At 67.0% G+C, this 21,162-nt stretch carries 17 protein-coding genes; 14 read left to right on the plus strand and 3 right to left on the minus strand.

The features are described 5' to 3' along the window. The first annotated feature begins 44 nt into the window (after nucleotides 1–44). Nucleotides 45–1,313 (plus strand): hypothetical protein, encoded by a 1,269-nt coding sequence (locus D0Y85_RS10315; protein WP_117310383.1) that lies wholly within the window; start codon nucleotides 45–47, stop codon nucleotides 1,311–1,313. 61 nt (nucleotides 1,314–1,374) lie between these two features. Here the strand turns inward: D0Y85_RS10315 and D0Y85_RS10320 are convergent, their stop codons facing one another. Together D0Y85_RS10320 and trxB are read right to left on the minus strand one after the other, a co-directional pair. Then, nucleotides 1,375–2,499 carry a GNAT family N-acetyltransferase gene (locus D0Y85_RS10320; RefSeq protein WP_117310384.1) on the minus strand — a complete coding sequence of 375 codons (1,125 nt, stop codon included), beginning with the start codon at nucleotides 2,497–2,499 and terminating at the stop codon, nucleotides 1,375–1,377. Nucleotides 2,500–2,671: 172 nt separating this feature from the next. Next, a complete protein-coding gene (gene trxB / locus D0Y85_RS10325) occupies nucleotides 2,672–3,643 on the minus strand; it encodes a thioredoxin-disulfide reductase (RefSeq protein ID WP_099818427.1) in 972 nt (323 codons plus the stop codon). Nucleotides 3,644–3,875: 232 nt separating this feature from the next. Between trxB and D0Y85_RS10330 the strand changes: the two genes are divergently transcribed. From D0Y85_RS10330 to D0Y85_RS10350, 5 genes are all read left to right on the plus strand, one after another. Then, nucleotides 3,876–6,239 carry a DNA translocase FtsK gene (locus D0Y85_RS10330; RefSeq protein WP_117310385.1) on the plus strand — a complete coding sequence of 788 codons (2,364 nt, stop codon included), beginning with the start codon at nucleotides 3,876–3,878 and terminating at the stop codon, nucleotides 6,237–6,239. Between the two features lie 41 nt (nucleotides 6,240–6,280). After that, nucleotides 6,281–8,227 (plus strand): DUF3857 domain-containing protein, encoded by a 1,947-nt coding sequence (locus D0Y85_RS10335; RefSeq protein WP_117310386.1) that lies wholly within the window; start codon nucleotides 6,281–6,283, stop codon nucleotides 8,225–8,227. Nucleotides 8,228–8,337: 110 nt separating this feature from the next. Further along, entirely contained in the window at nucleotides 8,338–8,976 is a 639-nt protein-coding gene (lolA, locus tag D0Y85_RS10340) for an outer membrane lipoprotein chaperone LolA (RefSeq protein WP_117310387.1), read from the plus strand. A 367-nt stretch (nucleotides 8,977–9,343) separates the two neighbouring features. After that, nucleotides 9,344–10,642, plus strand: a complete 1,299-nt coding sequence (locus D0Y85_RS10345; protein ID WP_223485498.1) for a replication-associated recombination protein A — start codon at nucleotides 9,344–9,346, stop codon at nucleotides 10,640–10,642. Nucleotides 10,643–10,726: 84 nt separating this feature from the next. Then, entirely contained in the window at nucleotides 10,727–11,128 is a 402-nt protein-coding gene (locus D0Y85_RS10350; protein ID WP_080148804.1) for a DUF805 domain-containing protein, read from the plus strand. 85 nt (nucleotides 11,129–11,213) lie between these two features. Here the strand turns inward: D0Y85_RS10350 and D0Y85_RS10355 are convergent, their stop codons facing one another. After that, on the minus strand, nucleotides 11,214–11,588 hold the full coding sequence (locus D0Y85_RS10355) for a hypothetical protein (protein ID WP_088099885.1): 375 nt from the start codon (nucleotides 11,586–11,588) through the stop codon (nucleotides 11,214–11,216). Nucleotides 11,589–11,858: 270 nt separating this feature from the next. Here D0Y85_RS10355 and D0Y85_RS10360 point away from each other — a divergent pair, with 270 nt between their 5' ends. The 8 genes from D0Y85_RS10360 (at nucleotide 11,859) to D0Y85_RS10395 (ending at nucleotide 21,051) form a co-directional block, all read left to right on the plus strand. Next, entirely contained in the window at nucleotides 11,859–12,887 is a 1,029-nt protein-coding gene (locus D0Y85_RS10360; protein ID WP_117311901.1) for an alpha/beta hydrolase-fold protein, read from the plus strand. Nucleotides 12,888–13,008: 121 nt separating this feature from the next. Further along, nucleotides 13,009–14,388: an ATP-binding protein gene (locus D0Y85_RS10365; RefSeq protein WP_117310388.1), complete on the plus strand. Its 1,380-nt coding sequence runs from the start codon at nucleotides 13,009–13,011 to the stop codon at nucleotides 14,386–14,388. Between the two features lie 50 nt (nucleotides 14,389–14,438). Continuing rightward, a complete protein-coding gene (locus tag D0Y85_RS10370) occupies nucleotides 14,439–15,485 on the plus strand; it encodes an ABC transporter substrate-binding protein (protein WP_033831068.1) in 1,047 nt (348 codons plus the stop codon). Further along, nucleotides 15,482–16,525, plus strand: a complete 1,044-nt coding sequence (locus D0Y85_RS10375) for an iron ABC transporter permease (protein ID WP_117310389.1) — start codon at nucleotides 15,482–15,484, stop codon at nucleotides 16,523–16,525. Before D0Y85_RS10370 ends, D0Y85_RS10375 begins: the two co-directional genes overlap by 4 nt. After that, nucleotides 16,522–17,283 carry a heme ABC transporter ATP-binding protein gene (locus D0Y85_RS10380; protein WP_117310390.1) on the plus strand — a complete coding sequence of 254 codons (762 nt, stop codon included), beginning with the start codon at nucleotides 16,522–16,524 and terminating at the stop codon, nucleotides 17,281–17,283. The genes D0Y85_RS10375 and D0Y85_RS10380 overlap by 4 nt, the downstream gene beginning before the upstream one ends. A gap of 66 nt (nucleotides 17,284–17,349) precedes the next feature. After that, nucleotides 17,350–18,099: a hypothetical protein gene (locus D0Y85_RS10385; RefSeq protein ID WP_117310391.1), complete on the plus strand. Its 750-nt coding sequence runs from the start codon at nucleotides 17,350–17,352 to the stop codon at nucleotides 18,097–18,099. 402 nt (nucleotides 18,100–18,501) lie between these two features. Next, the gene (gene fusA / locus D0Y85_RS10390) at nucleotides 18,502–20,544 is read left to right on the plus strand and encodes an elongation factor G (protein WP_025877212.1); all 2,043 of its coding nucleotides are present in this window, start codon (nucleotides 18,502–18,504) and stop codon (nucleotides 20,542–20,544) included. 234 nt (nucleotides 20,545–20,778) lie between these two features. Next, on the plus strand, nucleotides 20,779–21,051 hold the full coding sequence (locus tag D0Y85_RS10395) for a hypothetical protein (RefSeq protein ID WP_025877210.1): 273 nt from the start codon (nucleotides 20,779–20,781) through the stop codon (nucleotides 21,049–21,051). Nucleotides 21,052–21,162: the final 111 nt, after the last annotated feature.

The raw sequence follows: 21,162 nt of genomic DNA on the forward strand, positions 1-21,162 counted from the left end.
CGCGATGTCTGGCACCATCACGCACTACCGGCAAGGAGCCCCGCATGAGCGATCCGATCACCGCCATCCTCGATGCGCACGATGCGCCGCGCACACGCAATGACAGCCTGGCCATGCTGTTGACCCTGGCCAGCGAAGACCGTCCCCAGCTTGGCGCGCTGCTGCTGCGGGCGCTGGACCGCCGCTCGCCCAGCTCCACCTTCCTCGACACCGCCCTGGATCTGCTGCCGGACGAGGCTGTCGCCCCGGTCTGTATTGACGCCTGGCGGCGCTATCGTGACGGCGAGCGCGGCGAGCTGCTGACCAGCGTGCTGGAGTTTGCCAGCTACCAGGCGCTGCACACGCTGCAGGACGAGTGGGAGGCGCTGCTGGAGGTCGCCATCGAGGATCACATCCAGCTGGCCTCGCAGGTCTGGCAGGCATTGCCGCCGTCGGTTGCGACTGACTGGGCGCATCGGTTGACCGAGGCAGACGACGATCGCGAACTGGAGCGGGCCAAGGCAGTGCTGCTGGCCACCCAGCCGGAGACCCATGCCGCCGCCCGTGGCTACCTGGCCGACTGGAGCGATCTGGATGCCGAGGTCTGGGCGCACTGGGCGGGCTTGGCCGATGGCCCGCGTCTGCGCCATCTGCATGGCCGGCAACCGCTGCACCTGCGCTTCGGGCGCGAACAGCATCGTGCACAGGTGGCCGAAGAGCCTGCCTGGCGCAAGCGGATCTGGCGGCTGCATCCCACCTGGAATGGCGGGCAGGTGCTTCACGCCGGGCGCATGGGCGGACTGCTCGATGCGCTGTGCGGCAGCTGCCATGCGCCGCTGCAGCGTCTGCTGCAGTCAGATGCTGCGGCGCTGCAGCGGGACGCGGAGGGTGAGGTCACGCTTGGGCTGTGCCTGGACTGCTGTGGCTGGGAAGACCCGCCCGTGCGTTTCTATCGGCACGATGCAGAAGGCATGCCGAGCTGCCACCCCAGCCAGCACTGCCAGGTGCCGATCAATCCCACCGACAGCGGCGACCTGATGCAGGCCGAGGTGGGTCTTGCCGCGATGAACGGCCATCGCTGGCAGCAGCAGGACTGGGGCCAGTCCAATCACCGGCAGAACCTGTCGCGGGTGGGTGGCGCACCGAGCTGGGTGCAGAGCGCGCACTACCCGGCGTGCATCGATTGCGGCGAGCAGATGCCTTTCGTGATGCAGCTGGACTCAACGTTGCCGACCACCAATGAAGGCATGTTGCTGTGGGGTAGTGGCGGCATGCTGTACAGCTTCTGGTGCGCGAAGTGCCGGGTGAGCGGGCACTTCTGGCAGTGCACCTGAGCGCAGCACCCCTGCCGTTGCCGTGGTAGATGCCAACCTTGGTTGGCACGCTTCTCCGATGCTACGGTTCCGCGCGGAACGGGCCATGCCCCTGCAGCTCCTGCTGGTAGCGCCGCACATCCCGCCGCTCCTGCCGGCACCAGTCGCGCAGTGCCTCGGCAAATTCCGCATCGGCCACCCAGTGCCGGCTGCGCACGATGGCGGGCAGGAAGCCACGTGCCAGCTTGTGCTCGCCCTGCGCACCCGGCTCGAAGCGGGCCACGCCCTCGCGCAGGCAGTACTCGATGCCCTGGTAGTAGCAGGCCTCGAAGTGCAGGCCGGGCAGGGTGGCACCGCCCCAGTAGCGGCCGTACAGCGTGTCGCCACCGCGCAGGCACAACGCGCCGGCGATGGGGGCGCCGTCCTGTTCGGCCAGGAACAGCACCAGCCCGCGTCCCAGTGAGATCGCCAGATGGCGCAGGAACGCTTCGGTCAGCGCCGGCGCGTTGCCGTATTCGAGGAAGGTCTGCAGGTAGAAGCGGTACATCGCCTGCAGATCGGCGCGGGTGGCCTCATCGCCATGCACCACCCGGAAGCTGATGCCCTGGCGGCCGACCTTGGCGCGCTCCTGGCGGATGTTCTTGCGGTGTTTGTGGTCCATCGCGCCCAGGAACTGTTCGAACGTCACCCAGTCACCCGGGTTCTGCCACTGGAACTGGATGTCCTCACGCAGCAGCCAGTCGTCGTCGAAGATCGTTTCGTCAGCCGCCGTGTGGAAGTTGATGTGTGCTGATGACACATCCAGCGCGGGCAACTGTTCGCGCAGTGCCGTCAGCAGGGCGGTGCGCTGCGCATCGTCGCGGGCCAGCAACCGCGGGCCGGTCACCGGCGAGTACGGCACCGCGCCGAGCCACTTCGGATAGTAGTCGCGCCCGTGCCGCGCATAGGCATTGGCCCAGGCGTGGTCGAACACGAATTCACCATGGGAATTGGTCTTCAGGTAGCCGGGAATGGCGCCGACCAGGGCATCACCGTCCCACAGGGTGAAGTGCTGCGGCTGCCAGCCCCAGTCCTCGCGCAGGCAACCGTAGGTTTCCAGGCCGGACAGGAAGGCGTGGCTGACGAATGGATTGCGGCCATCGTGCAGGGCGTCCCAGGCCGTGGCGGGAACGGACTGCAGGGAGTCGAGGAAGCGGGCGGTGGGCATGGGAGAAAGGATAGGGCAGGTGGGATGCGAGCTGGGTTTGCGTAACCGGTCCGGTTTGTTGCGGGCTCGATCGTGCTTGCCAGGCATGGCCTGGCACTACTGAAAAGAAAAGGCCGACGCTCTCGCGTCGGCCTTCCCGGTCAACCACGCCTCGACGCTGCAGAAGCCAGCCTCAGCTGGCCTTGCCCTGTGCATCCAAGTAACGCTCTGCGTCCAGTGCGGCCATGCAGCCGAAGCCGGCCGAGGTGATCGCCTGGCGGTAGTGCTGGTCGGCCACGTCGCCGGCGGCGAACACGCCTTCCACCGAGGTCTGGGTGGCGTTGCCGCCCAGGCCCGAACGGATTTCCAGGTAGCCGTTGTTCATCGCCAACTGGCCGTCGAACAGCTGGGTGTTCGGGTGGTGGCCGATGGCCACGAAGAAGCCGTGGGCATCGATGTCGCGGGTGCTGCCGTCCAGGGTCGACTTCACGCGCACGCCGGTCACACCGGCCTCGTTGCCCAGCACTTCCTCCACCTGGTGGTGCCAGACGGTTTCGATCTTGCCGGCTTCAACCTTGGCGAACAGCTTGTCCTGCATGATCTTTTCCGCCTTCAGGGTGTCGCGGCGGTGGACCAGATAGACCTTGCGGGCGATGTTGGACAGGTACAGCGCTTCTTCCACGGCGGTGTTGCCGCCGCCGACCACGACCACGTCCTGGTCGCGGTAGAAGAAGCCGTCGCAGGTGGCGCAGGCGGACACGCCGCGGCCCTTGAACTCGTCTTCGGTCGGAATACCCAGGTACTTGGCGGTCGCACCGGTGGAGATGATCAGGGCGTCACAGGTGTACTCGTGGCTGTCGCCGATCAGCTTGAACGGGCGCTGCGACAGGTCTGCGGTATGGATGTGGTCGAAGATGACCTCGGTCTCGAAGCGCTCGGCGTGGGCCTGCATGCGCGCCATCAGGTCCGGGCCCATCAGGCCATGGGCGTCACCCGGCCAGTTGTCCACTTCGGTGGTGGTCATCAGCTGGCCACCCTGCTGCAGGCCGGTGATGACGACCGGCTTCAGGTTGGCGCGGGCAGCGTAGACGGCGGCAGTCCAGCCGGCCGGGCCGGAACCGAGGATGACAAGACGCTGGTGGCGGGAGGGCAGGCTGGTGCTCATGTAGACTCGCGAAAAGGTAGATGGGACAAGGCGCGGCGATGTTTGCACGGCATCCTTGGCTGGTCATAGAGTGGCGGCTGGGGCAGGGCGATTCAAGCCGATGAACAGAACGCCGTCATCCATGGGCGGTTTTGGGGCTTGTCCCTGCCCATGCGGCAACGGATAACTGAAAACTGACGCCGTCTCGTTTATTATCAAACACTAACAGCGCATTCCAAAGGTATGGTCTAAGGTGGCGAAGCAGGTCCCCGAACGCTCCAGGTCCGACGACAAAAAGGCATCGCGTCGCTCGGCGGCAGCGGCCACGACCGACAACCCACGCCGTCAGCGCCTGTGGCGCGACCTGGGTCTGATCGCCATCGCGCCGGCGCTGCTGTATCTGGCCGCCAGTCTTTTCACCTATTCAGCGACAGACCCGGGCTGGTCGCACACCGGCAGCGTGGTTGCGCCGGTACACAACATGGGCGGCCGCGCGGGCGCGTGGATCGCCGATGTGCTGCTGCAGCTGTTCGGCTACATCGCCTTCCTGCTGCCGGTGGTGCTGGGCGCGCTGGCCTGGATCGCGATGTTCGGCCTCAAGCGTGAGAGCAAGGGCGAGAACGATCTGGACCCCGCGTTGCGGCTGGTCGGTCTGGTCGGCTTCCTGATCGCCGGCACCGGCTTCCTGCACGTGCGCCTGTTCAGTGGCGATGTCTCCAGTGCCGGCGGCATTCTCGGCAAGCTGGTCGGCAATTCGCTCAGCGTGGGCTTTGGTGCGCTGGGCGCGAACCTGTTCGTGCTGGTGCTCCTGCTGGCCTCGATCACCCTGGCCACGGGCCTGTCGTGGTTCGTGGTGATGGAGAAGATCGGCCGCGGCGTGATGTCGCTGGCGCCGTTGCTGGAGCGCAAGAAGGAGCAGGCCACCGAATGGCAGCAGACCCGTGCGCTGCGCGAGGAGCGCCAGGAAGTGCGGAAGGCCGATGCCGAAGTGCGTGCCAAGCGCGAACCGGTGAAGATCGAGCCGCGCCCGGAGCCGGTGATCGAAAAGAGCGACCGGGCCAAGCGCGACAACCAGATCCCGATGTTCCGTGGCGTCAATGGCGACGGCTCGGACCTGCCGCCGCTGGCCCTGCTGGATGATCCCAAGCCGCAGCCGATCGGCTACGACAAGGATACTCTCGACGCGCTGTCGCGGCAGATCGAGTTCAAGCTCAAGGACTTCCGCATCGAAGCGCAGGTGGTCGGCGCCAACCCCGGCCCGGTCATCACCCGCTTCGAGATCGAGCCGGCACCGGGCATCAAGGTCAGCCAGATCAGTTCGCTGGACAAGGACATCGCCCGCGGCCTGTCGGTCAAGTCGGTGCGCGTGGTCGATGTGATTCCGGGCAAATCGGTGATCGGCCTGGAAATACCCAACGTCACCCGCGAGATGATCTACCTGTCCGAGCTGCTGCGCTCGAAGGAATACGACAAGTCCGCCAGCGTATTGACCCTGGCGCTGGGCAAGGACATCGCCGGCCGCTCGACCGTGGCCGACCTTGCGCGCATGCCGCACCTGCTGGTGGCCGGTACCACCGGTTCGGGCAAGTCGGTGGCGGTCAACGCGATGGTGTTGAGCCTGCTGTTCAAGGCGTCGCCGAAAGACCTGCGGATGCTGATGATCGACCCGAAGATGCTCGAACTGAGCGTCTACCAGGGCATCCCGCATCTGCTGGCGCCGGTGGTCACCGACATGAAGGAGGCCGCCAACGGCCTGCGCTGGTGCGTGGCCGAGATGGAGCGCCGCTACAAGCTGATGAGCGCGGTGGGCGTGCGCAACCTGGCCGGCTTCAACAAGAAGGTGAAGGACGCCCAGGACGCCGGCCAGCCGATGATGGACCCGCTGTTCAAGCCGAACCCGGAGCTGGGCGAGGCGCCGCGCCCGCTGGAGACCCTGCCGTTCATCGTCATCTTCATCGACGAATTCGCCGATATGATGATGATCGTCGGCAAGAAGGTCGAAGAGCTGATCGCGCGACTGGCGCAGAAGGCACGTGCGGCCGGCATCCACCTGATCCTGGCCACCCAGCGCCCGTCGGTGGACGTCATCACCGGCCTGATCAAGGCCAACATCCCCACCCGCATCGCCTTCCAGGTCAGCTCGAAGATCGATTCGCGCACCATCCTCGACCAGTCCGGCGCCGAGACGCTGCTGGGTCACGGCGACATGCTGTACCTGCCGCCGGGCACGGCGATGCCCGAGCGTGTGCACGGCGCCTTCGTGTCCGATGAGGAAGTGCATCGCGTGGTCGAACACCTCAAGGCAATGGGGCCGGCCGACTATGTCGACGGCGTGCTGGACGAAGTACAGACGATGGGCGATGGCGTGGTGGTCGGTGCGACCGGCCTGCCGGAGACCAGTTCCGGCGGCGGCGATGAGTCCGACCCGCTGTACGACGAAGCGCTGCGCGTGGTCACCGAGACCCGCCGCGCGTCGATTTCCGGTGTGCAGCGTCGCCTGAAGATCGGCTACAACCGCGCGGCGCGACTGATCGAGGCCATGGAAGCGGCCGGTGTGGTCAGTCCGCCCGAGCACAACGGCGACCGCACGGTGCTGGCACCGCCGCCGCCGAAGTAAGCCAAGCCCTGCCGCACTCCCGACGTCCAAGGAACCGACGCATGCTTCAACCCGTTTCCTGCGCGCTGGCGCTGGCGCTGGCCTGCCTGCTGGCAGCCGGCCCGGCGCTGGCCGACGCCGCCGCGACCGCTGTACCCGCAGTCGCGCCGCCATCCACCGGCGGCGATGCCGAGGCCAGCAACAACTTCAGCTTTGTACGTTATCGCGCCGACTACCAGGTGCGCGCCGATGCCGGCAACGTGCAGACCGAAACCTACGAGATCCTGCTCAAGACCAAGGCAGCGGTGGAGCAGTTCAGCCAGGTGCGGCTGAGTTACAGCGAGAAGATGGAAACGCTGGATGTGGTCAACGCCTATACGCTGACCGCCGACGGCCAGCGCCGCGAAGTGCCGGCCGACCGCATCTACACCCAGGAAAGCTATTCCAGTGCCTCGGCGGCGATGTATGCCGACCGCAAGGTGCGGGTGATCGTGTTCCCGAACCTGGCGCCGGGTACGCGGCTGTTCTACCAGGTGCGCCGGACCCAGCTGACGCCCTATTTCCCGGGCTACTTCGGCCTGTGGGAAACCTTCAATGTGTTCACCCAGTACGACGATGCCGAAGTGACCCTCAGCGCGCCGGCCAATCTGCCCATGTTCGTGGACAGCCGTGGCGTGCAGGGCAGTGACCGACCGGTGGTGAAGAACGGCCAGGCGCAATGGCGCTGGCGCTACCAGCGCCGCGAGCCGATGCAGGCGCAGAACTGGTCGGCGGCGGTGTGGGAGTTCGGGCCGAACATCATGGCCAGCACCTATCGCGACTGGGCGCAGATGGGCCGCGCCTACCAATTGAAAGCAGGGCCGGCCGCGCAGGTCACCCCGGAGATCCAGGCGCTGGCCGATGAAGTCACCGCCGGCATCAGCGACCGTCGCGCGCAGGCCGATGCGCTGTACCGCTGGGTGGCGCAGAACATCCGCTACGTGGCGGTGTACCTGGGCAATGGTGGCCTGGAGCCGAACACTGCGCAGAGCATCCTCGACAACCACTATGGCGACTGCAAGGACCACGTAACGATCCTCGAGGCGCTGCTGGCGGCCAAGGGCATCACCAGTTCGCCGGTGCTGATCGGTGCCGGTGGCGGCCCGACGCTGCCGAAGATTCCGCTGCTGGGCCGCTTCAACCACGCCATCACCTACCTGCCCGAGTTCGACCTGTACCTGGATTCGACCAGTGCCTGGGCGCGCTTCGGCCAGCTGCCCGATGGCGACCTCGGTGCGCCGGTGCTGCACACCCGCGATGCCACCCTGGCGCGCACGCCGGCCAATGATCCGCAGCGCAATGCCACGGTGATGGAGGTGCGCTTCACCTTCGACGCGCAGGGCAACCTGCGTGGCGAGACAGTGCCGCAGCTGAGCGACAACGCCGAGATCGGCATGCGCGCGCAGTTCGCCCAGCTCAATGCACAGAACCGGGCGCGCGCTGAAGAATCGATCATGGCCGCGTCCGGTTTCGATGGCCGCGGCCAGCTGCAGCTGCAGGGGGTGCCGGTCGACCTGACCCGGCCGTTTGGCTATCGCATGGCGTTCCAGGCCGAGGACTACGTGGACTTCGACGTGGCCGGCGGCATGGCCGTGCCCGATCCGCCCGGTGGTGAATCGGTGCGCGGGCTGTATGCCAGCGCCTCGGCACCGGACAACGAGACGCCGTTCTACTGCAATGCCAGCCTGCGCGAGGAAACCTATCGCCTGCAGTTCCCGGCCAATGCCCCGATCATCGCGATTCCGCGCAGCCAGCGCTTTGCCAATGCGGCCGGCGAGTACCGGGTCGACTGGAGCCGGCAGGGCCAGGAGGTTACCGTGCATCACCGCCTGCAGCAGAACGCGGTGCGCGGCGCCGAGGCGTTGTGCCAGCCGCAGGACTATGCCGCGTTCCGCGCACTGTTCCGCGAGGTACGCCGCGGCTTCCGTGGCCAGGTGCTGTACGGCAAGCTGCCGGCCGCTGGCAGCTGAATCGCCGATCAGCGATCAGGGCGTCATAATGGCGTCCTGATCGCCCATTCATCTTTCGCCGGGCACACTGGCACCCAACTTTCCTGGCCGCGCGCCCACAGGATCCCTGCATGAACCTTCGCCTCCGCCGTTTCCTTGCCACCACCACCCTGGCCGTGGCCTGCGCCGCTGCCGGCAGCGCCTGGGCCGGCGCCCGTGATGACCTGAAAACCTTCACCACCGGCCTGAAGGGCCTGGATGGGCAGTTCAGCCAGCAGGTGTTCGACAGCCGCGGCAAGGTCAAGGAATCCACCAGTGGTCGCGTCGCTTTGTCGGCACCGCGCCTGTTCCGTTGGGAATACGTGCGCCCGCACGAGCAGCTGATCGTGGCTGACGGCAAGAAGGTGTGGATGTTCGAGCCGGATCTGGAGCAGGCGACCGTGCGCGAGCAGGGCAAGGAAGAGCAGAACAGCCCGCTGACCGCGCTGATCAACCCGGCACTGCTGGAGCAGCAGTACGACGTGAGCGAAGAGGCTGCCACCCGCGATGGCCTGCAGTGGCTGTCGCTGTCGCCGAAGCGCGAGACCGAAGCCAGCTTCCAGTACGCCGCGCTGGGCTTCAACGCGCAGGGCCTGGCGAAGATGGAGATCACCGATGCCGTGGGCCAGCGCACTGTGATCAGCTTCAGCGGCTGGAAGCGCAACCCCAGCTTCGTCGCCAACACCTTCCGCTTCACCCCGCCGGCCGGTACCGACGTCATCGGCAACTGATCGCGGTCGCCGGGCATGGCCCGGCGCTACCGCTTTTGGTAGGTGTCAACCTTGGTTGACATGCTTTTGATCTGCCGGCCAGCGGCCGGCACTACCGATTGCCGCAGATTTCCGATCCGCCGAGCATGGCCCGGCGCTACCGCCCTTGGTAGGTGTCAACCTTGGTTGACATGCTTTTGATCTGCCGGCCAGCGGCCGGCATTACTGATCGCCGAAGATCTCCGGTCCTCCGGGCATGGCCCGGCGCTACCGTCCTTGGTGGGTGCCAACCTTGGTTGGCACGCTCTCGCGGTACAATGACCGCGTGCCAAGACATCGCTCCACTTCATTCCCCGGCCCCGATCTGCTGAGTGTCGATCGGGAACACATGCGCCCGCTGGCCGAGCGCATGCGCCCCCGCACCCTGGATGAGATGGTCGGGCAGAAGCGTCTGCTCGCGCCAGAGAGCGCGCTGCGCCGCGCCGTCGAGTCCGGGCGCGTGCATTCGATGATCCTGTGGGGGCCGCCCGGCTGCGGCAAGACCACCCTGGCGCTGTTGCTGGCGGAATATTCCGATGCCGAATTCCGTGCCATTTCCGCCGTGCTGTCCGGCCTGCCGGAGGTGCGCCAGGTGCTGGCCGAGGCCGCGCAGCGCTTCGCCGAAGGTCGCCGCACGGTGCTGTTCGTCGACGAAGTGCATCGCTTCAACAAGGCGCAGCAGGATGCGTTCCTGCCGCACATCGAGCGCGGCACCATCCTGTTTGTTGGTGCAACCACCGAGAACCCGTCGTTCGAGTTGAACTCGGCGCTGCTGTCGCGTTGCCGCGTGCACGTGCTGGAAGGTGTTTCGCCAACCGACATCGTCGAAGCGCTGGAACGTGCGCTCGGTGATCGCGAGCGCGGGCTGGGCGAGGAACGCATCGAAGTCGCGCCCGAGCTGCTGCTGGAGATCGCCACCGCCGCTGATGGCGACGTCCGCCGTGCGCTGACCCTGCTGGAAATCGCCGCCGAGCTGGCGGGCGGGGAGGGTGGTCGCATCACCCCGCAGACACTGACCCAGGTGCTGGCCGACCGCACCCGCCGCTTCGACAAGGGCGGTGAACAGTTCTACGACCAGATCTCGGCGCTGCACAAGTCCGTGCGCAGCTCCAATCCCGATGCCGCGTTGTACTGGCTGACGCGCATGCTCGACGGTGGCTGCGATCCGTCCTATCTGGCGCGCCGGCTGACCCGCATGGCCATCGAGGACATCGGCCTGGCCGATCCTCGCGCGCAGAGCATGGCGCTGGAAGCGTGGGACATCTACGAGCGGCTGGGCAGCCCGGAAGGTGAGCTCGCCTTCGCGCAGCTGGTGCTGTACCTGGCCAGCACCGCCAAGTCGAATGCTGGCTATGCCGCCTTCAACCAGGCCAAGGCCGATGTGCGCGACAGCGGCACCGAAGAAGTGCCGCTGCACCTGCGCAATGCACCGACCAAGCTGATGAAGGAGCTGGGCTACGGCGCCGAGTACCAGTACGACCATGATGCCGAGGGCGGCATCGCGCTGGACCAGACCGGTTTCCCCGACGCGATGGGCGAGCGGGTGTATTACAACCCGGTGCCGCGCGGGCTGGAGATCAAGCTGAAGGAAAAACTGGATCGCCTGCGCGCCGAGCGCGAGGCGGCGAGGGCGGCCAAGGGCGCGTAGTCGTCTGCGTGTGGCAAGGCGGCGCATTGCTCCGCCCGCATGCATTTGGCAGACTGCGCGGCTTGTTTTTCAAGGAACGATGCCGTGCAGGAAATGATTCTGCCGTTGAAGCGCTACGCCCAGTTCGAAGGCCGCGCCAACCGCCGCGAGTACTGGATGTTCCAGCTGTTCCTGCTGCTTGCGGGAGCCGCGGTATGCGTGATTGCGCTGACAGTGGCGCTCGTTGCCGGCCTCGTGCTGGACGCCGATTCCAGCTGGATGGCCGGGATCACGATCGGCGCGGTGGCACTGGTGGGTGCGCTCTGGCTGGCCACGATCGTGCCGCTGATCGCGGTGACCGTGCGCCGCCTGCATGACTGCAACCAGTCAGGGTGGCTGTACCTGCTGGCGCTGGTGCCGGGCGGTGGCGTGGTGATCCTGATCTTTGCGCTGCTGCCGGGTACGCCGCAGGACAACCCGTACGGTCCGGTGCCCGCCGGCCCCTGAGTCAGCGGGTTTCGGCCCGATGCAACGAAGCCGGCCCAGGGCCGGCTTCGTCGTTTCTGCGGTGCTGTCGGCGGTGCCAAGCTGATTACTGCAGAACGCAGTCGCCCAACGCCAGATAGTCCGATCCCGAACTGAACTGCAGCGTGCAGCTGGCGGTGAAGGTGACGCCGTCCTCCATCGCTGCAAGCTTGGCGTTCTGCTCGTCGTCGGAGGCGGTCAGGCGGGCCAACACCTGGCCATCCTCATCGCCCGCCTCAAGGACCGGCTCGCCCTGCAGGTTGCTGGAGGCGCCCAGGCTCACTGCCGTGAACTGTACGGTCTGGTTGAGTTCTTCCAGCCCGAGGGAGGAATAGCCGGCCTCTTCATAGGCCGAATACAGCCCGGCCAGGCTCGGCGCGGCATGGCCGGCCAGCGGGGCGAGAAGGCCGGCGACGAGTGCGATCAGTGCTTTGTGCTTCAAGGGGTTCTCACAATCATGGGATCCGATCCCATGGCGGTTGTGGAGCTGATGGGCAGGGACCAGGCAGGCACCCGCAAGGGCGGGGCGATTCCTGCGCCCCGATGGCAGGCAAAGTAGATGAACCCGGACTTCCGGTGCAAGCGCTGGCGTACGCACTGTCGCGCGCGTGATACATAGCGTGACGTTCGATCGATGTGATAATCATTCGCGTTTAAGGTAGACTGCGGTCCCTTGTGAACCGGTGGTCGTGTGCCGCTTTCGCCGTCGCTGATGAAGTCTTCCGTCCTGCCTCCGTGCCGCGGCCCGCTGCTGTCCGGCCTGGCCGCCTTGATGATGGGCCTGCTCCTGGCTACCCCGTACGCATACGCGCAGCAACGCAATCCGCTGCAGAAGATGGGCCAGACCGTGCTCGATGCACCGGCGGCCAGCTATCGCTTCGAGCGTTTCGTGATCGACAGCCCCGACCAGCAGCGCCGCTGGCGGGTGAATGTGGCGATTCCGGCCAAGGTCCCCAGGGCGCCATCGCCGGTGCTGTACGCACTGGACGGCAACGCCGTGGCGATGGTGCTGGACCAGCCGCTGCTGGCCGAGCTGGCCGCACGCAAGGCGCCGCCGGTGCTGGTGCTGATCGGCTACGACAACGACCTGCGCATCGATTCGGCGTCGCGCACCCGCGACTACACCGCATGGATCGATCGCGCCGATGATGAAAGCGGCAGGACGCAGGTTGTCGGCGGCGGCGCAGCGGCCTTCCTGGACATGATCGAGCGTCGCATCAAGCCCGAAGTGGAACGCCGCGCCAACATTGATCGCCAGCAGCAGGCCCTGTGGGGCCATTCGCTGGGCGGCCTGTTCGTGCTCAGCAGCCTGTACACCCGTCCGGCCGCCTTCCAGTACTACCTCAGTGCCAGTCCGTCATTGTGGTGGAGCCAGGGTGCGCCGCTGGGTGATATCGAGCAGCAGTTCGTGCAGAACGTGCATGGCCAGCCAGCAAAGGTGTGGCTGATGCTGGGCGGTGCCGAGCGCGTCGGCGACCGTGGCAAGCGCGACATGAGCAATCCGCGCGTGGTCGCGCATCTGCGCCGCATTGGTGGCGCCACCCCGGATGCGGCGATGCAGCTGTCCGAGCGCTTGGGCAAGGTGCCGGGGCTGAGCGTGCGGTACCGCGAGTTCCCGGGCCTGGGCCATGGCCCGATGCTGCCGGCGTCCTTCCACGCGGCGCTGCACGAGCTGTATGGCGTGAGCGACCGCAGCGCCGCCGACGACCAGCCGGCCGGTGGAGACAACGCCGCCGAATGACCCCCTCGCACGGCAGTGTCGTGCGACCCCACTACCCAGGCGGACTGTCGATGTGCAGCGGCCAAGGCAACCGATGAATCCCGCGCCACCAGGCGCGGCCTAAGTGTGCAAGGAGCCTTCCATGTCATTCCGTCCGTCTTTCCGCCTCACTTCCCTGGCCGCCGGCCTGCTGCTGGCAGTGACCGCCAGCGCACAGCCGGTGTTCGACCAGCCGGCCAGCGCTACCTTCAAGGGCCAGGTCGTCTCACGCGGTGAGAACGTGGTTCCCGGCAGCACCGCCGATGTCACCGGCCGCGGCTTCGTGCCGGGCCAGCAGGTCAGCCTGCTGCGTGGCGATACCGTGCTCAACAGCCAACCGGTGGTGGTCGATGCCGATGGCAACTTCAAGACCCAGCTGGCCATTCCGGCCGACGCCGTGCCGGGCACCCATCCGGTGGTGGTGCGCGCCAGCCAGCCGGCCGCCGCAGCCGTGCTGAAGCTGCGTGTGTCGCCGCAGCTGCCGCTGTCGGGCCAGGCGAAGTTCGCCACCCAGTCCAACAAGCTGGTACCCGGCCTGTACCAGTCGGCCTACAGTGCTGCCAGCAATGCCGTGTTCGTAACCTCGGCCGTCGGCCGCCCGCCGGTCACCCAGTCGCAGCTGCTGAAACTGGACCCGAAGTCGCTGAAGGTGACCAAGGCCATCACCCCGGCGCAGGTGCCGGGCAGCACCAACGGTGCGGTGTTCGCGGTGTATGGCGTGGGCGTCGATGATGCCAATGGCAATGTCTGGGTCAGCAACACCCGCCAGGACACCGTGGCTGTCTATCGCCAGGCGGATCTGTCGCTGGTCCACCAGTTCCCGGTCGGCGCCGTGCCGCACGCCCGCGACGTGGTGGTCGACAGCACGCACGGCAAGGTGTTCGCCTCGGCCGCCGGTGAAGACCATTTGTCGGTGTTCGATGCGAAGACGCTGAAGGCACTGGAGCCGATCACCCTGGCCTCCGGCGTGGACGACGAGAAGTTCGTGCCGATGAGCCTGGTGCTGGATGAGCCCAGCGGCAAGCTGTTCACGGTCAGCATCGGTACGCCGGAAGCGGCGGTGATCGATGTGGCCAGCGGCAAGGTCGACAAGGTCATCGACCTGGGCAATTCGATCAGCGCTTCGGGTGTTGCCTTCGATGCCGAGCGCAACCGCCTCTACGTGGCCTCGCAGGGCACCGACAACCTGCTGATCGTCGACGTGGCCAGCGGCAAGGTCGTGCACGACGTGCCGGTCGGCGCCGGCGCACTGAACGTGGCCTTCGATGCGAAGAGTGGCCTGGCCTACGTCACCAATCGCGGTGCCGGCACCGTCACTGCCGTCGACCGTGATGGCAAGGTGGTCGGCAACCTCGATGGCGGCACCTTCCCCAATCACGTCCGCGCCGATGGCAAGGGCAATGTCTTCGCCGTGAACAAGTCGCGTGGCGCTGAAGATCCGAAGGGTGACCGCATCACCCGCATCAGCCTGCGTCAGCTGTAAGCCACAGGGCAGGGCGGCACCCCGCCGCCCTGCCAGCAAGGAGAATCTGCATGAACATCGCTTCCCGCCTGCGCCAGTGCGCGCTCCCGATTGCCGTTTCATTGGTGCTGGCCGCCTGTGGCGACAAAGCGCCGCCGTCTGCCGGCAACCCAGACGCAGCAGCACCGGCGGCCGCCACCGCCAAGGCGGGAGCACTTCCCGCAGGTTGGCAGCGGGTGGCAGGCAGCGACGTGCCGACACTGCCGGGGCAGCAGGCGGTGCTGCCGAGCAAGGTGCACTCCGACGATGGCGCCGATGTGGAGGTGGATGACAGCAGCCGGATCATTGCCGGCGGTGACGACATCATCGCGGTGATCGAGGCGCTGGGCCTGGGCAAGCAGGTGTTCGCCGCGCCGACCAACACCACCACCGAGGCAGGCCTGGCCGCACCGCACCAGTTCCTGTTCAACCGGACGACCGGCGTGGAGGGGGTTCTCAGCCTGCAGGGGTCGCTGTTCATCGGCAACAGCCTGCGTCGCCACACCGAACTGGCAAAGAAGCTGCGCGAAGTGGGCGAGCCTGCAGTGGTGATCGATGACCTGCAGCCGGCGCCTGACAAGGTGCGCAAGATCGCCGCCGTGCTCGGCGTGGCCGACGCAGGGCAGACCCTGGCCACGCAGGTGCAGCGCCAGCTGGATGAGGCCGCCGCGATCGGCAAGGGCCTGGCGCATGCGCCGCGGGTGATCCATGTGTCGGCGACGGGAGCGGGCGGTTCGCCCACCGTGGCCGGTGCCGACAGCGCATCGGCCAAGCTGATCGCCCTGGCCGGCGGCCTCAACATCGGCACCGAGGCCGGCGTGGCCAACTATTCGCAGCTGAGCAACGAAGGTGTGGTCGCGGCGGCACCGGACGTGATCCTGGTGACCGAGCACGACCTGCAGCTGTTCGGTGGTGCCGAAGGCCTGTGGAAGGCGTACCCGACGCTGAAGCAGACCCCGGCCGGACAGGCCAACCGGGTCTGGGTGATGCCGGATGCGCAGCTGAAGTACGCCAGCATCGGTTCCGGCGCGGGTGCATTGGCCCTGGCGCAGGCGCTGGCGGCGCTGCCGAAGGCATGAGCCCTGCGGATCGACGCCGCCGTCGCGGGCGGACGATGTTGTTGATTGCGCTGCTCGCGCTGCTGGGCGCGGTGCTGGCATCGTTCGCCGTGGGCCCGCTGCGGCTGCCGCCATTGGAAGTGATGCAGGCGCTGGCGGTGAAGCTGGGCTTGCTGGATCCGCAATCGGTCAGCAGCCGTGACCTGGCCGTCGTATGGCAGCTGCGCATTCCGCGTGCGTTGCTGGGGGCGATGGTCGGCGCGGCGCTGGCGATGGCCGGTGCCAGCCTGCAGGGACTGTTCGGCAATCCGCTGGCCGATCCGGGCATCGTCGGTGTCAGCCAGGGCGCCGCGCTGGGTGCCGTGGCGGCGATCGTGCTGGGCGCTGCGGGCGCAGCCGGTTGGCTGGTGCCGGTGGCTGCCTTCGGCGGCGGTGCCGCCGCGATCGGACTGACCTACGCGCTGGCGCGGCCGGGCAAGGGCAGAGGCAATGCTACGCTGTTGCTGGTGGGCATTGCGATGGCCGCGTTCTGTTCGGCACTGATCGGCTTCCTGACCTACATCGCCAACGAAAGCGAGCTGCAATCGCTGGTGTTCTGGCAGATGGGCTCGCTGGCGCGCGCGAACTGGGCCGACGTGGTGGCGGTGCTGCCGCTGTTCGCCATCGGCGCGTTCGCACTGCATCGCCTGGCCACGCCGCTGGACATGCTGGCGCTCGGCGAGCGCCAGGCACAGCATCTGGGGCTGGACGTGGCGCGTACACGGCGCCTGCTGGTGGCCTTCAGTGCGTTGCTGGTCGGCGCTGCGGTAGCGTTCGCCGGCTCGATCAGTTTCGTCGGCCTGGTGGTGCCGCACGTGGCGCGCCTGCTGGTTGGCCCTGGCCACCGCTGGCTGCTGCCGTTGTCGGGGCTGCTGGGTGCACTGCTGATCGTGGTGGCCGACACTGCGGCGCGCACCCTGGACCCGCCTGCCGAGATTCCGCTGGGCCTGTTCTCCGCCGCGCTGGGTGCGCCGTTCTTCCTCTGGCTGGTGCTGCAGCAGCGCCGCAAGGCGGCGGCATGAGCGCCTTCCTGCAACTGCGCGACGTGGTGGTGCGTCGCCAGCAGCGCGAGATCCTGCATGGCATCACCCTTGCGTTCCAGCCGGGCACGGTGACGGCGCTGGTGGGGCCCAACGGTGCCGGCAAGTCGACCCTGCTGGGGGTGGCGGCCGGCGATCTGCGTGCCGACGGTGGCGATGTGCAGCTGCATGGACGTCCGCTGCGCGACTACAGGGCCGGACCGCTTGCGCGCGAACGTGCGGTGATGCCGCAGGAGCACGGCGTGCGCTTCGCCTTCAGCGTGGAGGAAGTGGTGGCGATGGGGCGCCTGCCGCACCCGCCGGATCCGCAGGTGGATGATGCTCAGGTGGAGCGGGCGATCGATGCTGCCGAGCTGCAGGCGCTGCGCCTGCGCGAAGTGCAGCAGTTGTCCGGCGGCGAATCGGCGCGCACCACGTTCGCGCGCGTGCTGGCACAGGACACGCCGTTGCTGCTGCTGGATGAGCCTACGGCTGCCTTGGATCTGCGCCACCAGGAGCGCACCCTGCGCAGCGTGCGTGCCTGCGCCGAAGCCGGTGCGTGCGTGATCGTGGTGCTGCATGACCTCAACCTGGCGGCCGGATACTCCGATCGCATCGTATTGCTGGAGCAGGGCAGGGTGGCCGCTGACGGCACGCCTTCGCACGTACTGACCGAGGCCAACCTGCAGCGCGTCTACCAGCAGGACGTGGTGGTGCTGCAGCATCCGCGCCGCGGTGTGCCGTTGGTGGTGGTTACCTGAGACGAAGCGGCACCCCGGGTCTGGCCGCGTATCATGTGCGGTTCGTTTTTTCAAAGGAATGGCCTGATGACTCTCTCCCGCACGCGTTGCGCACTGTTCGCTGCCCTGATCGGCGTTATCGGTACTGCAGGTGCCGCCGCGACCACCAAGGTCTCGCTGATGACAGCGTCCGAAGAGGCGTCGCTGATTGAGACCCGCCATTCGACCGGCGAGGGTGCAGCGGTTTCATCGTTCACCACCGAGTACTTCGCCAATGGTGAGATCTCGATGGCCTGGGAGGACAAGCGCGTGCTGCTGTTGTGCAAAAAGGCGGCCTATCTCAACCTGCCAGGCATGAAACCGGACGCCAGCAAGCTGTCGGTCGAGCAGCGGCAGATGGTGGCCTACGAGGCGATGATGGCCGGCTTCGGCGGCATTGCTGCGCTGGGCTCGGTCACCGGCGAGTCGGTCGAGGTTGCCGATGACGGCACTGAGACACGTCGCCCCGGCGAATCAAAGTGGGCCTACGGCGTGGAGCGCTACGAGGTGGCCACCCAGCGCATGCCGGATGGCGCCCTGCGTGTGCGCGTACGCAAGCAGGCGACGGTCAACAACGCAAAACCCTCCTCGCCTGACGACACCTTCAGTACCGACGAGGACCAGGCCGCACGCCTGGCCGAACTGGCGCCGACCGGCAGCTGGACCGAAGTGCTGATCCATGGCGGTCCGCGCAAGCAGGGCAACGACCCGGCCATGTCGCTGAAGGGCTGGGTGTCGACCGTTGAGCAGCACGCGGCGACCGTGGGCGATGCCCGCCGGCTGCACGACTGCAAGTAATGCGCCTGACGACCTGGGTTGCAGCCACCCATGGGGTGGCTCTACTTCGGGGCTCATCGTTCCATCCATGTGCGCAATATTCACTTGCGCGCCAGATTGACAGGTCTAGAATGCGCCACATGAACCGGATGCCGCTCCTGAAGTTTTTCACCCTGACCCGCGCAAGCGCGGAACGGGCGTGTCTGCCTGGAGCCCTACGAGGCCGCTGATCGCGGCCTTCGCTGGACCATCCACAGAGCGCCCTCCGGGGCGCTCTTTTCGTTTCCGTCCCCATCCCTCAACCCGCTCCACCGCAAGGAGAACGTGCCATGCACCAGATCGCCGAGACCGAACGCTAGCCGCACACGCCGTTGCCAACCGGCGTGTGCGGCCCCCGAAGTTGGCCCAGCAGGAACCTTTCTCATGAACACCAACACCCAGACGCTGTCGCGTCTCCGCAACCTCGGCATCATTGCCCACATCGACGCTGGCAAAACCACCCTTACCGAACGCCTTCTGTGGAAGACCGGCGAGATCCATCGCGTCGGCGAGGTGCATGACGGCAACGCGACCACCGACTTCTCGGCGATCGAGCGCGAACGTGGCATCACCATCGGCGCGGCCGCCGTGCACGCGCAATGGGCGCCACGCGATCTGCCGCTGCACCAGCTGACCCTGATCGACACGCCCGGCCACATCGACTTCGCCATCGAGGTCGAGCGCTCGCTGCGCGTGCTCGACGGTGCCGTGGCCGTGTTCTCGGCCGTGGACGGCGTGCAGCCGCAATCGGAAACCGTGTGGCGCCAGGCGCGCCGGCATGGCGTGCCGTTGATTGCGTTCGTCAACAAGATGGATCGCATCGGCGCTTCTTTCGAGCGGGTGCTGGAGCAGCTGCAGGACAAGCTGCGGGCGCGACCGTGGGCGCTGGGCGTGCCGCTGGGCAGTGAGGGCGACTTCCACGGCTGGGTCGACCTGGTCGATGGCCGCGTACTGCAGTGGCAGGACGCGGGCGCGGCGACGGTGACGGCATGGAGCGAGGCCGAGCGCGCGCAGTGGCAACCGCAGCGCAATGCGTTGGTCGAAGCCGTGGCCGACCATGATGATGTGCTGGCAACGGCATGGCTGGAAGGTCGTGACATCGACGCGGCGACGCTGCGCGCAGCGATCCGTCGCGCGACGCTGGCGGGCGCCGGCGTACCGGTGCTGGCGGGTGCTGCCTTCAAGGACAAGGGCATCGAAACGCTGCTGGATGCGGTGGTCGATTACCTGCCGTCGCCGCTGGATCGTCCTGCGGTCACTGCCGAAGGCGAGGGCGGCGACGTCCTGCTGCCGCCGGACCCGGACGGTCCGCTGGCTGGCCTGCTGTTCAAGATCACCCACCAGCAGCACGGTGCGTTGAGCTTCGTACGGCTGTATTCGGGCACCTTGAAGGTAGGCGACAACGTGGCCAGCTCGCAGCACCCGCAAGGGCGTCGCATCAGCCGGCTGGTGCGCGTGCAGGCTGACCAGACCCAGGACATCGGGCAGGCGGTGGCCGGCGACATCGTGGCGGTGCTGGGCTGGAAGGATGCCGTCAGCGGTGAAACGCTGAGCGGGCGAGGGCAACCGCTGCGCCTGGAGAGCATCCAGGCACAGGCCCCGGTACTGGCTTGGCGGTTGGAGCCGGCACGTGCGGCCGACCTGATCCGGCTGGCGCAGGGCCTGGCAAGCCTGGCCCAGGAAGATCCCTCGTTCCGGGTGGAAACCGATCGCGAGACCGGTGAAACCCTGGCCTGGGGCATGGGCGAGCTGCACCTGGAGGTGATGGTCGAGCGGCTGCGCAGCGAATGGAAGCTGGACATCGGCATTGGCGCGCCGCGCGTGGCTTACCAGGAAACACCGCAGCGTGCCGTGGAAGGCGTCGTGGGCCGCCTGGTCAAGCAGACCGGTGGCCAGGGCCAGTTCGCGCACGTGGTGCTGGATGTGGTGCCGCGCGACGACGGCGAGGTCGTGTTCAATGACCGCATCGTCGGTGGCGTGGTGCCGCGCAACTTCATCGCTGCGGTGGAGAAGGGCGTTCGTGCCGCGCTGTCGGAAGGCCCGCAGGGCCATCCGGTAGTCGGCATCGAAGTCAGCCTGGTGGATGGCCAGACCCACGCGAAGGATTCGTCGGAGATGGCGTTCCATCGGGCTGGCAGCGAGGGCATCAAGGCCGCGTTGGCGGCCAGCGGCACGCAGCTGCTGGAGCCGGTGATGGCGGTGACGGTGCATTCGCCGTCCGCCTCGGTGGGGGACGTGGTGGGCGATCTGAATCGCCGCCATGGACGCGTCGCCCGCATCGACGACCAGGACGGTCGCGCCGAAGTCAGCGGGTTCGCGCCGCTGGCGCAGCTGGTCGGGTATACGACCTCGCTGCGTTCGCTGAGCCAGGGACGGGCCAGCAGCGAATCGCACCTGCATGGCTACGAGCCGGTGCGTGCAGCGTAAGGTGGATGCAGGGAGCCCGTTCGCGGGCTCCCTTTTTTTGTATTGGTGAGGGGGCATGCACGCATGGCGTGGATCTACTTCCTGCGCCAGGCGTGGATGGGGGCCATCCGTGCGCCACGCACCTGCATTGCATTGCATTGCATTGCAACAAAACTGCAGAAAAAGCTGGATTAAAGTGATGCCTCACGATAAATTGCGCACCCCCCGTTGCTTGCCGCCGCCCGCACCCTGCCCATGCGTGATGACAATGATCCCGGAACCCTGGAGCTGACCCTGCCGCGCAAACGCGGTCGGCCGCCCAAGTTCGGGTACGCAATGAGCGACGCACAGCGGGCTGCACGCTATCGGGCACGGCGCGCTGGCCAGGCCAACCACGCCGATGTGCGGCATTGCAGCGACATGGTCCTGCTGGACAAGATCCGCGCGGCGGTCAGTGCGCGCGATACCGAACTGGCAGGCTTCCTGGTCCACGTACTGTGGCAGCGCTACCCGTTGCAGCTGAAATAACTGAGCGGCGGGGTGGCCGTTGTCACCTGCCTTGTTGATAATGCGGGATTCAGGTTGTTCCCGCTGGCGCGCCCGGGATGGAAGGCGCGCATGATCGACATGGTTTCCACG

The organism is Stenotrophomonas sp. G4, assembly GCF_003428825.1.
Taxonomy (GTDB): domain Bacteria; phylum Pseudomonadota; class Gammaproteobacteria; order Xanthomonadales; family Xanthomonadaceae; genus Stenotrophomonas; species Stenotrophomonas indicatrix.

Excerpts from the sequence above, each read along its gene's own strand:
- D0Y85_RS10315 (WP_117310383.1), top strand. The coding sequence starts at position 45 with ATGAGCGATCCGATCACCGCCATCCTCGATGCGCACGATGCGCCGCGC.
- D0Y85_RS10320 (WP_117310384.1), bottom strand. The coding sequence starts at position 2,499 with ATGCCCACCGCCCGCTTCCTCGACTCCCTGCAGTCCGTTCCCGCCACG.
- trxB (WP_099818427.1), bottom strand. The coding sequence starts at position 3,643 with ATGAGCACCAGCCTGCCCTCCCGCCACCAGCGTCTTGTCATCCTCGGT.
- D0Y85_RS10335 (WP_117310386.1), top strand. The coding sequence starts at position 6,281 with ATGCTTCAACCCGTTTCCTGCGCGCTGGCGCTGGCGCTGGCCTGCCTG.
- lolA (WP_117310387.1), top strand. The coding sequence starts at position 8,338 with ATGAACCTTCGCCTCCGCCGTTTCCTTGCCACCACCACCCTGGCCGTG.
- D0Y85_RS10345 (WP_223485498.1), top strand. The coding sequence starts at position 9,344 with ATGCGCCCGCTGGCCGAGCGCATGCGCCCCCGCACCCTGGATGAGATG.
- D0Y85_RS10360 (WP_117311901.1), top strand. The coding sequence starts at position 11,859 with ATGAAGTCTTCCGTCCTGCCTCCGTGCCGCGGCCCGCTGCTGTCCGGC.
- D0Y85_RS10365 (WP_117310388.1), top strand. The coding sequence starts at position 13,009 with ATGTCATTCCGTCCGTCTTTCCGCCTCACTTCCCTGGCCGCCGGCCTG.
- D0Y85_RS10370 (WP_033831068.1), top strand. The coding sequence starts at position 14,439 with ATGAACATCGCTTCCCGCCTGCGCCAGTGCGCGCTCCCGATTGCCGTT.
- D0Y85_RS10375 (WP_117310389.1), top strand. The coding sequence starts at position 15,482 with ATGAGCCCTGCGGATCGACGCCGCCGTCGCGGGCGGACGATGTTGTTG.
- D0Y85_RS10380 (WP_117310390.1), top strand. The coding sequence starts at position 16,522 with ATGAGCGCCTTCCTGCAACTGCGCGACGTGGTGGTGCGTCGCCAGCAG.
- D0Y85_RS10385 (WP_117310391.1), top strand. The coding sequence starts at position 17,350 with ATGACTCTCTCCCGCACGCGTTGCGCACTGTTCGCTGCCCTGATCGGC.
- fusA (WP_025877212.1), top strand. The coding sequence starts at position 18,502 with ATGAACACCAACACCCAGACGCTGTCGCGTCTCCGCAACCTCGGCATC.
- D0Y85_RS10395 (WP_025877210.1), top strand. The coding sequence starts at position 20,779 with ATGCGTGATGACAATGATCCCGGAACCCTGGAGCTGACCCTGCCGCGC.